Origin of the sequence: Pseudoalteromonas sp. APC 3694, assembly GCF_030407565.1 — a bacterium.
Classification (GTDB): domain Bacteria; phylum Pseudomonadota; class Gammaproteobacteria; order Enterobacterales; family Alteromonadaceae; genus Pseudoalteromonas; species Pseudoalteromonas tetraodonis.
This window is the reverse complement of the sequence record NZ_JASDDE010000086.1, coordinates 1-11797: the sequence shown is the minus strand read 5'-3', so window position 1 is coordinate 11797 and position 11797 is coordinate 1. Positions and strand designations below refer to the sequence as shown.

The window sequence follows — 11797 nt, the reverse complement described above, 5'->3', positions numbered from 1 at the left end:
CCCATTAATTACTCAGATCACAAGCACTCTAGAAGCAGGGATTAATAATTCAATTTTATTGCCGAATAAATCTATTCAATTAATACCTGATAGTAAAACCTTAACCAAGGAACAACTTTATAATTACTTAACAGATAATGTGCTAAATGCTCCTATTAGCGGACTTAGAACCTACTACCCTAGAAATAAAATTTCGGCTGAAATAAAAACCAACAGTGATGAGCTAATATTAAATACAACTTCTCCAATCAAAATTATACTAGGAGATCTTAAGCCATACCTATACTTACTAGATATAAACTTAGTTAAACTAATTTATGAGATTGAGCATTCGAATTATATGAGGTTTTGTGGAGACAACCTGGAACACTGCGGAAGGTTTACTTTTAATAAGGAAGACTTTATTGAGTTCTTCATACTTGTGAAAAAGCTAAAAAGCTCTATTGGTCAATAAACAAAAAAAACCGATGTTTAAACTAAACATCGGTTTTTCTTTGGCTGAAAGCTGATAGCTAAAAACTGACTGCTTGCCTTTATCACTTCCCTATCGCTTCTTTGGCAAACAGGTGCTTTATTGGCCCAAGGTTATCAACGAGTGAAAGCCCAACTCCACGAATAAGCTTTTTAACTGGGTTTGCACCTTCAAATAGCTCTTTGAGCCCTTGCATCATGGCGATGTGTTTTTGTGCGTCGAGCTTACGGGTGCGCTCGTAATCACGCAGTGTGCGCGTACTGGCAAATTCTTTGGCGTCTTGACTTAGTAGCTCAATTAAATAAGCGGCGTCTTTTAGGCCCAGATTCATACCCAGCCCTGCCAATGGATGAATGGTATGCGCTGCATCGCCCATTAACACCACCTTGCCATTAACCCATTGTTGGGCGTAACGCATTTTAAGTGGAAACGCGACGCGCTTACTTTGCACTTCACATAAACCGCATTGGCCATCTATGGCAGCCATAACTGCTTTATTAAAAGTGGTGTCGTCCATTGCTAACAATTCATCACAATGATTCGGGCTGGTAGACCACACAATTGAATGAGTATGCTCATCGCTCAATGGTAAAAAAGCTAGCGGCCCCGTTGGTAAAAACACTTGGCGTGCGGTATTTGTATGTGACTCTTTGGTTTTAACTGTCGCTACTAACGCATGGTGATCGTAATCTTTAAAGCTCAGCGCCATATTAAACTGTTTACGAATCGCTGAATTTGCACCATCAGCCGCCACCAGCAACTTAGCAATAATAGGCTCACCAGTTTTTAAATTAATAAATACATCAGACTCGCTTTGGTGTATTTGCTGATACTCGGTATTAAACATGAGTGTGGCATTACTTTGCTGCTCAAGCTCTTTTATTAGTGCAAAGCGAATAATGTCGTTTTCAACTATGTGCCCTAAATGGTCAAGCTCAAGTTGATCGTTATTAAAGGCTATTTTTCCAAAGCTATCGGCATCACGTACATCCATGTGCGTATAAGCACAAGCACGCTCAGCTATTATGTGTGGCCATACATTTAACTGCTCGAGCAAGGTTTGGCTGGCAATACTCAATGCGCTTACACGTAAACCATAGTCATCGCTCGGTGGAGCTTGAGTTGGCGCTGCATCTAACACAACCACACTGACATTCGCTTTAGCAAGCCCTAGCGCCAGCGTTAAACCTATGCAGCCACCACCCACTATACAAACCTGTACTTGTTTCATAAACGTGTACCTTGTTTAACTTGTCCCATTAACTGTTTAGCCAATGGGGCTTTGAATGCGGGGAATAAATCCATCGAAAACAGCCCAATACTGCGACCCAATGCTAACACCCGTGATGAATTTGAAAAAAGTCGAACCAAGGCATCGGTCAATGTCATTACCGTTTTTATATCATCACTGCGCTTAACTGAATATTGACGGGTAAAGGCATAACTCCCTAAATCATGTTCACTGTTTGCTATTAAGTCACTAAGCACTTGTACGTCGCGCAGCCCTAAATTAAAGCCTTGACCTGCAATTGGGTGAATGGCGTGTGCCGCGTTACCTATTACCACAGTACGGTGCGCCGTCAACGATTCGACTTGCCCATAAACCAGTGGATAACTGGCGCGCATCCCTACTTTTATAAACCGCCCAGCACGATAACCAAAGGTGATTTGCAGTACGCTTAAAAAGTCTGACTCACTTAATGTCATATGCTGCTCAATATGCTCTTGGCGCATACACCATACTAACGAATAGCGGTTATTGCTCATGGGTAATAAAGCCATAGGGCCATTTTGGGTAAAACGCTCAAACGCATGATGGTTATGTCCATCAGCCACTTCTATATTGGCAATAATCGCGCCTTGTTCATAAGGCTGGGTATTAAAACCTAGGCCTAGCAAGTGACGTGTTGGCGATTGTGCACCGTCGGCAATCACTAACAGCTTAGCGCTTAGTTTTTCACTACTTTGTAATGTCAGTTCATTACTATCGGCGTTTTGTTTTATCGCCGATACGCTATCAGGGCAAAAAAGCGATATATTTGATTGCGTTAAACGCTGATGCAGCGCTCTACCAAATGGATTTACCTCAACCACATAACCTAATGAGGGTTTAGTAAACTCATCACTGTGTATATGGGTTTTACCAAAATGTCCTTTGTCTGATACACTGACTTTTTTTATGGCTGCCGCATAGGGAGCGTTTATTTCAAATAAATTGAGGCTTTGTAAATACTCCACCGACTGCTGTGCAAGCGCTATGCTTCTGTCGTCAAAACTTGGGTGATAATCTGTGGTTACTTGGTTTGCTTCAACCACGGCAATATGTAGGCTGGGATTTTTTTTACTTATACTCAGTGCGCAACTTGCGCCCACTAAACCACCGCCAATAACTACAACATCAAACTGCTTAGCCACTTTTATCTCCAAGCTTATGCGTTTTTAGCGCTTTGCATTAACGCTTCTATTTCGCTAATTTTTTTAGGCACGGTAATCGTTAAGTTTTCGTGACCAGACTCAGTTAGTAATAAGTTATCTTCAATACGAATACCTATACCTTGGTATTTTTTGGGTGCGTTTGAATCTTTACTAATATAAAGCCCAGGTTCAATGGTCAGTACCATACCCGGTTCAAAAGCACGCTCTTGGTTATTAACCTTGTAATCGCCCACATCGTGAACATCGAGTCCTAACCAATGGCCAAGACCATGCATGTAATATTCTTTACAGGCACCTTGCGCCATTAACTCATCAAAATCGCCGGTTAAAATACCTAAATCGAGTAACCCTTGGGTTAGCACTTGCATAGCTAATTTATTAGCCTGCGATAAGTAGCCACCGGGCTTTACTTCGCTAAATGCCACTTCTTGCGCTTTGAGTACAATATTATAAAGCGCAGCTTGCTCGGTGCTAAATTTACCATTAACGGGGAAAGTACGCGTTATATCGGCGGCGTAACCTTGTAGCTCACAACCTGAATCAATCAGCACTAGGTCGCCATTGTTTAATACATCGCTGTTTTGGGTGTAGTGCAAAATATTAGCGTTATCGCCACTACCGACAATGGTGCCATAAGCTGGATGTGGCGCCCCATTCATCGCATAGTGATGATGAAGCTCTGCCTCTAATTGAAACTCGGTTGCGCCAACGTGGGAAAAGCGCATGGCACGCATGTGTGCTCGAGCACTTATTTCGCAGCCTTCACGCATAATGTTAATTTCGCTTGGCGATTTAAATAGGCGCATTTCATGTAGTAGCGGACGAATATCTTTAATTGTACTCGGTGCTGTATCGCCTTTTTTGGGGGCACTACGCAAAGTATTGAGCATTGAAAATACTTTGCCGTCGAAGGCAGGATACGTCCCTTGTGCATAAAATAAAATCTGTTGGCCGTTCACCAAATTCAATAATTGTTCGTTTAGTTCACTTAATGCATAAGTTTTGTCGAATAAGTATTCACTTTGCGCTTTTTCAAAACCAATGCGCCTGCCGTGCCATACCTCTGCAAGTTTATCTTTATCTAAACAAAACAATATAGAAGGCGTATCACTGTCTTTGCATAACACCAATACCGCATCGGGTTCGTTAAAACCAGTTAAGTAAAAAAAGTCACTGTCTTGTCTAAACGGATAATGAGTATCTCGGCTACGTGTGAGCTCGGTTGCTGCGGGAATTATCGCAATACTGTTGCTATCCATTGCCGTCAATAAACGCTCGCGGCGCGCTTTAAACTCTGACTTTTGTATTTCAACCATTAATAACTAACCCATTACTTTTGTTGTATTACTAAATTAATGCAGTGTTTTTTTGTTGCTTTGTGGGTTTTGCTCTTTGCCAAGTTCAGCAAAACACAGTAACGCCGATACGCGTACGTACTCAATCACTTCATGTAGTGCTTGGCTATCTTCTTCGGTTTCTTCAAAGGTTGTATCAAGGCGCGTAATTTCGCTAAAGTCGCTAATCACTTCTTTTACATCTGCCGACAGCTTGCCATAGTCTTTTTGCTTTAAGCCAAAGCCCAGCATAAACCCAGCTACCCATGATACGAGCCCATTGGCTTGATCGATGAGTGTTTCGTCATCACTCGGTAAAAACAAATCAAATTGAAACTCTTCATTGTTAAAGCTTTCAACAACTTGTTGATAAACTTTACCAAAAAACTGTTTTAAATCGTTGCTAAACGACTCGCCATCATTAAATACGTCGCTCAGTAAGCCTAAGTATTCTTTATCGTCAATGCTTAGCCCACAAGCAAGTAAGCCGCTAATAACGCCATGCGCTTCAGCAGGTGATACAAATATTTCGTTTTTCTCTAAAAGAAGTTGGGCTTTTTCGTAATCTGGTAAGTTATTCATAATGACGTCTTCGCTTTGCTAATTAAAGCAATGCTACCACTCGATAAAAAGCAACTCCAATGAATTCTATGACTGAGGTCAAAAGCAAGCGATTGAAAAGCTGATTAAGTTCAAAAAGCAATCTTAAAAGTAAATACAAGATTAGGGTCTGTTGACCATTCAAGGTTAAATTTTCAGCAGCCTGTTTGGTATTTAAGCAAGGCAGAGCCTATGTGGTGTGGTTATTCCCCATAAATAGGCGATAACGCAGCATCAATGCCAAACAGGCGCAGCCCGAAGAGTTCTACCTAGGGGCGATTTACTCTTTGTTGCCTACATGGATGTAGGTAAGGGGCGTGAGCAGGACGCGGAAGCTTTGCTCGGTTTTTACTTATTCTTACATGGATGTAAGTCAGTAGAATAACGCAGGAGCAGTTATCGAGCCCACTAGGTTACAAACCTCGCGCCGCGATTAAACCGCCCCTAGTTTGAACAAATTTTAATCCGCAAAGGTCAACAGACCCTAAATTTGCAGGAAAACTGAGCGAACAGTTTAATTTTTTGCGTTTGGGGTTTAAGGATTGGAATATGTCTTATATACTGAATTTGTTCCCTGGGGTGCAGGAGCTTGGTTAAGTCCCTGAGCCGATAAATTTTATACCAGGATTTTTGTTCGTCTACTATTGTGCAAGCTCGGCATGTACCGAGAAGCCTACGGTAAACCGCAGATTTCCGCCCTGAAACCTCAAGGTTTCAGGACTGACACCGGGCACCGCATTCTCGGGGAACACCTCCAATAACTTTAATTCCCCTGCAATTACTTTTATATCCTTATTTTATTAATCACCTAGTTATTATAAAAAACACCGAACTGAATTTTTACAGTCCGATGCTTTACTTACTAGTACCTGAAACTTAGTGCCTGAAACCTCTACTTATCTATGTAGTCTGCACTTACTTAAACCAGCCTTGAAAGCGCTCCATCAGCATATAGTTAACCGGAACGAGTAATAAGGTTATAAAGGTCGCAAATATAATCCCAAAACCTAGGCTTACTGCCATAGGAATTAAAAACTGCGCCTGAGTCGCCTTTTCAAACAGCAGCGGCATTAAGCCTATAAAGGTGGTTAAACTAGTTAGCATAACCGGGCGAAAACGCGCTACGCCGGCGGTTTTAACAGCTTCCATTAAATCGAGCCCTTCACTGCGCTTTTTATTAATAAAATCAACCAATACTAACGAGTCGTTCACCACGACCCCAATTAACGCGAGCATTCCCAGCAAACTCATAATGGTAAGCTCCATAGCCATGATCCAATGGCCAATTACTGCGCCAATCATGCCAAAAGGAATAATGCTCATCACCACCAGTGGCTGTAAGTACGATTTAAAGGGAATTGCGAGCAACCCATAAATTACAAAAAATACAAATACCATTCCCCACAGTAACGAACCAAACGATTCGCGCTGCTCTTTGGCTTCACCTTCTAATGAATGGCTTACACCTGGGTATTGTTGCACCAGTTCATCTAAGTAGGTTTTTAAATCAGCTTGAAGCACGGTCATATTGGTATCGGTTTTTTCTACATCCGCCGACACATTAAGAGTACGGTAACGATCAATACGGGTAATGGTTGATGGACTTTGGCCAGGTACTAAAGTAGCAACGTGTGACAGCGGCACTCGCCCACCATTAGGCGTTTGTATTAATATATCTTTTAAATCAGCAACTGAGCGCCTTTCATCTATAGGTAAGCGCACCATAACGCGCACATCATCACGCCCGCGTTGAATGCGCTGTACTTGTACACCAAAAAACGAGTTACGTACTTGTCTTGATACATCAACTCTATTTAATCCAAGTGCAAGCCCTTGCTCTGTTAGCTCTATTTGTAGCTCTTCTTTACCATCAGACATGCTATCGGCAATATCAAACACGCTTGGATAAGTGGCCAATCGTTGTTTAATTTGCTCAGCCACTGTTTGCAGTGTGGTAATGGAATTACCCGATAATTGAATATCAATTGGGTTTGAGCTTCTACCTATTTCGGCTCTAAATGTGAGACTTTCAGCCCCAGGGATCACCCCTATTAATTGCCGCCACTCTTTTACCAACTCACGCGAACCAATATCAGACTCTCGTTGTTCTGCTGGGGTGATTTCAAAGCGCACACTACCCGAATTAGCCGCACCGCCTCGCCCGCCAGTGCTCGCTAGAATATTAAGGATAATACTTTGCCCTGTTTCTTCATCTTGATACTTACGCTGAAGCTCTCTGGCTTTATCTGACATATCAATAATGTATTTATTCGTGACTTCAAACGGTGTTCCCGCAGGAAAAGTTAAATTAACCCGAACTGTTTCACTGGGAATACGTGGGAAGAAAATAAACTTAGTCCAACCACTGGTGATCATGGTTAAAATAATTAAAAACACGCCCATAAATAAACTGACTGTGGCCAGTTTGTTGCGTAGCGCTAGCCCTAATACGGGTTGGTAATATTTTAAAATGGCATGCTCAAAACCATCTGCAAAACGTTGTTGGAGTTGCTCTAATTTAGAACCTTTGCCTTTTTGCTGGCGCAGTTTGATATATTTTAAATGCGCTGGCAGCACAAATTTAGATTCAATCAATGAAAACAATAATACCGGAATAACCACCACCGGAATTTGCGCAAAAATAGCGCCTCGTGCGCCTTCTATAAAACCTAACGGTAAAAAAGCGGCCACGGTGGTTAACACGCCAAATGTAACTGGCGTGGCTACTTCTTGAGTTCCTTTTATAGCAGCCTCTTCGCCCGATTTGGCGGTTTTTAAATGGGTATACACGTTTTCACCGGTAACAATGGCATCGTCCACCACAATCCCTAGCACCAATATAAAACCAAATAAGCTGATCACATTTATGGTCACGTCAAAGGCGGCCATTGCCATAAACGCGCCCATAAATGAAACCGGAATACCAATAAATACCCAAAACGCGATGGCAGGTCTTAAAAATAATGTCAGTAACCCCAGTACCAAAATACCCCCCTGTAAAGCATTGCTAGTTAGGGTAGCAATACGGCTTTTTACTACCTCAGAGTCATCATCCCAATAGCTTAAATAAAACCCTTGCGGTAAATTAGCTTGCTCACTGGTAATATAGTTTTTAACTGCATCGGCCACTTCTATCGCACTTTGCGGACCAATGCGGTACACATCGATAAATGCGGCTTGTTTGCCATTAAAGCGGGTGCGCACAGGGGTTTCTTCAAAATCATCATTAATGGTTGCAATATCACTTAAGCGAATAATAGTGCCATCGGCTTGATTTTTTATCACAATGCTTGCAAATTCATCTTTGCGGTAAGCTTGCCCTTTAGAGCGAATAAGTACATCGCCGCCCTCTGTTTTAAGGTTTCCTGCTGAAATATCAGAACTTGAATTGGCAATGGCACTGGATATTTGCGCCAAGGTTAAATCGTATTGGCGCAGCGTATCTTGGCTTACTTCGATTGCCAGCTCATAATTACGTACGCCACTAAGTTCAACTTGGGTAATCGCCGGAATACGCAGTAATTCATCACGGACTTGCTCTGCATATTCTAGGGTTTCTTTTTCGTTGTAGTCACTTGAAACAGTGACTGCTATTACTTCACGCTTACGCTGGATTAACCCTATTACTGGTTTTTCTGCATCGGCTGGAAAGGTATTAATGGCATCGACACGGCTCTTTATATCCGCTAACAATTCACGCTCGTCGTAGCCAGTGTCAACCTCAACGCTCACTTGTGATGACCCCTCAGAAGAGCGGCTCGATATTTGTTTAATACCTTCGAGATCTTGTAATGCTTCTTCTATTCGTATGGTGACCCCTTTTTCAGCATCTTCTGGGGTTGAACCACGTAAACTCACACTAATATTTATACGATCAGAAACAAACGAGGGAAACACCTCTAACGGTAACTTAGAAGACAGGCTGAATAGGCCGCCCAACACAATACTAATTAGCAGTAAGTTGGCAGCCACATGGTTACGTGTAAACCAAGCGATCATGGCTGCTCTCCTGGTTTTTGTGCTTTAGGAGTCGCATCCATTATCTGCACTGGTGTACCTGAACTCACTTGCCCCAGTGGCGTCAGCACTAATTGACTACCCGCTTCAAGACCTTTACTCACAATGCCTTGCAGCGCATTTTGCCACGCTAAAGCAATATTTTTACGCTGTAGTGTGCCATTTTCAACCACATAAACATAACTGCCTTGATATATCGCACTATTGGGAATAACGAGTACCTGAGAGGCGACTTTGCCATTAATTTTAGCTTTAACGTATTGCCCTATTTTTACTGGGTATTGATTATCACTGGTTGATTTATAAGGGTCATTAATTTTAGCCACCACATACAATTGCTGAGCACTTTCATCTATTGCGCCCTCAGTACGAATAAGTTGGCCTTGCCATTGTTGCTCGCCAATTAAATCTGAAGTGAAATTAACCGCTGAGCCACGCTGATTTTTAGCACCATCTCGATATTGCTCAGGTAAATTAATAAAAGGCAGATCTTTATTCTTTATCGGTAAGCGTATTTCAACACTGTCGGTTGCATAAATTGTCGCCAACTGCATATTGTTAGATACCACCTGACCTAAATCAACGCTGCGGTTTAATACTCGCCCAGCATAAGGGGCTTTAATTTTAGTACGTTCAAGATTTAGTTGCGCTTTTTCCAATTGTGCTTGTGCTGACAAAACCTGTGCTTGCGCTGCAGCTAGCTGTGGCTTTCTAAGTACTAAAATACTCGGTTCAGACTCATTGCCTAAACGCTGCCAATCAGTAAGCGCTTGTCGGCCTCGCGCTTGCTCTTCTAATAAGTTTTGCTCAGCATTGAGCAAATTAGCTTGTGCTGATTTAACTTCCGCTTTTAAATCGCGATCATCTAGCTGAAGTAACACATCGCCTTTTTCAAAAAAGCCGCCTTCGCGGAACTGCTCATTTATATCAATAATCAGCCCAGAAACCTGAGCCACCAACATACTTTGAGTCCGTGGTTTAACCGTACCAAAGCTATCAATTTCAACGGGGTAGTCAATTAACTGCAATGGTTTTACCGCTACATTAATTTTTGCTTTTGGCGGTGCTGAAAAACGTGATGCTTTAGGCGGGTTTCCCTTAATAAACATCACCAAAAAAATGGTCGCTATAATGATAGCAGCGGGAACAATTATTTTTTGTTTGTTGAGTTTCATAGTGCTTGCTCATCCTGTGCGGATCTTGATTTTGCAAAGTCGCCCCCAAGAGCAACATGTAATTTAATGCGATTTGTGAGTAATTGGTTTTTAATTTCAATCAGTGAACTTTGTGCATCAAACGAGCGTGCTTGTGCATCTAATACGGTGGTGTAGCTCACTAAACCACTTTGATATTGTTCAAACGATAATTGCTCTGCTGCTAAGGCATTTTCTTGTGCCTGCAAGGTGCTTTGGTAGCGTGCCTTTAAAGATTGTTGTTGGGTAATAGCATTTTCAACATCACCAAATGCATCATATAAAGATTGCAGATAGGCTTGCTCTTGCTTTTGCGTTTGTAAACTGGCTATTTCCTCGTTCGCAGCGAGACGCCCAGCGTCAAAAATAGGCGCTGAAATGCTACCAATAAGTGACCACGCAAGACTTGAAGCAGAAAATAAGTCGCTTACCCTGTTAGTGCTATCGCTTAAACCTGCCGCTAAATTTAAACTCGGAAAACGCTGTTTATGCGCATACGCAAGCGAAGCGTCGCTGGCTAATAACTGATACCAACTAGCACGCAACGCAGGTTTGCGAGTAATAAGCTCCGACGGTAAACCAAGAGGAATGTCGTCATTAATTACAGGTAGGTCGTTATTCGCTGCTATCAATCCTTTTGGATACTCCCCCAATAAACGCTCAAGGCTACGTGCAGCTTGAGTCAAATTTGCTTTTTGGGTTGCTATACGGGAGCGTTCATTGTTTAACTCATTGCGAGCTAAATAAACATCTAACGCTTCATTTAAACCTTGGCGATAACCCGACTCAATAATCTCAAGGTTTTGCTGGGCGTTAGCTTCTCTGCGCTTAAACAAATCAAGTAATTGCTCTGCACTGATTAAGTTAAACCAATTTGTTATAACATCTGCAATAAGCTGTTGTTTAGTTTGCTCATAGCGAGCTTGCTGAGCAAGGTAGTTGAGGTTGTCTCTACGCTTTGCATCAGAGAGTTTACCCCATAAATCAATTTCATAGCCTAACTCTAACGATACAGAGCTTGAGTTATTATAACTAACCGGACGATTATCTTTGCTACGTCCTACTCGCGTTGAAATATCTAAACTGGGCCATAAAGCGGCACCGGTGACAATTAATTGCTGTTTTTGTATTTCTACATCAAAACGGTTTTGCAATAGTTGCTGATTGTTTTTTAGCGCTTGAGTAACTAGCTGCTTTACTGTTGGTGAAGCAAGTTTATTAAACCATGTGTCGTTGACAGCAACTACTGATTCAACAGCTGTTTGTTGCCACTGATCTGGGAGTGTATTCGGTGCTTGCTCACGTAGTTGCGGGTTTAAGTTACTCGCACAACCACTTAGCAGCATAATACTTATTGCCAATAAAGATGGCTTATGTTGCCACATCATGTTTAAACCTGATTAATGCTATTTATGAATGTTATTCAAGCACTTTAGCAAACGTTGCTCAATTGACTTTACATAACATTACATACTTTGCGATGAAATTATAAGTGCCGTAGATACGCCAATCATTAACATATTGATCACAAACTAATAAACAATCTAATTTTTAGTCAAAAAAGCTGAATAAAGTTCTCAAAGCGGTACGAAAAAGACAGAGGGACTTACTGTTTATGACATACTGGAAAAATAGAGCAGAATAGAAAAAACTTAGAAAAAAAAGCCCCGCATATGCGAGGCTTTGTATAAATGGTGCCTCGACCCGGAATCGAACCAGGGACACGAGGATTTTCAATCCTCTGC

The 11797-nt window shown here is 41.8% G+C and carries 8 protein-coding genes and 1 other RNA gene; 2 read left to right on the top strand and 7 right to left on the bottom strand.

Going from position 1 to position 11797, the window contains the following annotated elements; all coding sequences use genetic code 11:
* The coding region (locus QMA00_RS17830; protein WP_290158289.1) for a hypothetical protein at window positions 1-454 on the top strand (454 nt) is incomplete at its 5' end.
* Between the two features lie 82 nt (window positions 455-536).
* Here QMA00_RS17830 and QMA00_RS17825 read toward each other — a convergent pair.
* Genes QMA00_RS17825 through QMA00_RS17810 form a run of 4 tightly spaced genes read right to left on the bottom strand, consistent with a single transcriptional unit; the run spans window position 537 to window position 4824 of the window.
* Window positions 537-1703: an FAD-dependent monooxygenase gene (locus QMA00_RS17825; protein ID WP_076922070.1), complete on the bottom strand. Its 1167-nt coding sequence runs from the start codon at window positions 1701-1703 to the stop codon at window positions 537-539.
* Window positions 1700-2887, bottom strand: coding sequence for a 2-octaprenyl-6-methoxyphenyl hydroxylase (gene ubiH, locus QMA00_RS17820; RefSeq protein ID WP_076922071.1), 1188 nt, complete (start codon window positions 2885-2887; stop codon window positions 1700-1702). Before ubiH ends, QMA00_RS17825 begins: the two co-directional genes overlap by 4 nt.
* Before the next feature lie 14 nt (window positions 2888-2901).
* Window positions 2902-4224: a Xaa-Pro aminopeptidase gene (pepP, locus tag QMA00_RS17815; RefSeq protein WP_076922072.1), complete on the bottom strand. Its 1323-nt coding sequence runs from the start codon at window positions 4222-4224 to the stop codon at window positions 2902-2904.
* A 36-nt stretch (window positions 4225-4260) separates the two neighbouring features.
* Window positions 4261-4824, bottom strand: a complete 564-nt coding sequence (locus QMA00_RS17810; RefSeq protein WP_024600851.1) for a UPF0149 family protein — start codon at window positions 4822-4824, stop codon at window positions 4261-4263.
* A 586-nt stretch (window positions 4825-5410) separates the two neighbouring features.
* On the opposite strand from QMA00_RS17810, the gene ssrS reads away from it, so the two are divergent.
* Window positions 5411-5594, top strand: a non-coding RNA gene (ssrS, locus tag QMA00_RS17805) — 6S RNA.
* Window positions 5595-5757: 163 nt separating this feature from the next.
* Here ssrS and QMA00_RS17800 read toward each other — a convergent pair.
* From QMA00_RS17800 to QMA00_RS17790, 3 genes are read right to left on the bottom strand one after another with little or no spacing between them, the layout of a single operon-like run.
* On the bottom strand, window positions 5758-8841 hold the full coding sequence (locus QMA00_RS17800) for an efflux RND transporter permease subunit (protein WP_076922073.1): 3084 nt from the start codon (window positions 8839-8841) through the stop codon (window positions 5758-5760).
* A complete protein-coding gene (locus QMA00_RS17795; RefSeq protein ID WP_028834372.1) occupies window positions 8838-10034 on the bottom strand; it encodes an efflux RND transporter periplasmic adaptor subunit in 1197 nt (398 codons plus the stop codon). Before QMA00_RS17795 ends, QMA00_RS17800 begins: the two co-directional genes overlap by 4 nt.
* Window positions 10031-11440, bottom strand: a complete 1410-nt coding sequence (locus QMA00_RS17790; RefSeq protein WP_076922074.1) for a TolC family protein — start codon at window positions 11438-11440, stop codon at window positions 10031-10033. Before QMA00_RS17790 ends, QMA00_RS17795 begins: the two co-directional genes overlap by 4 nt.
* Window positions 11441-11797 lie beyond the last annotated feature (357 nt).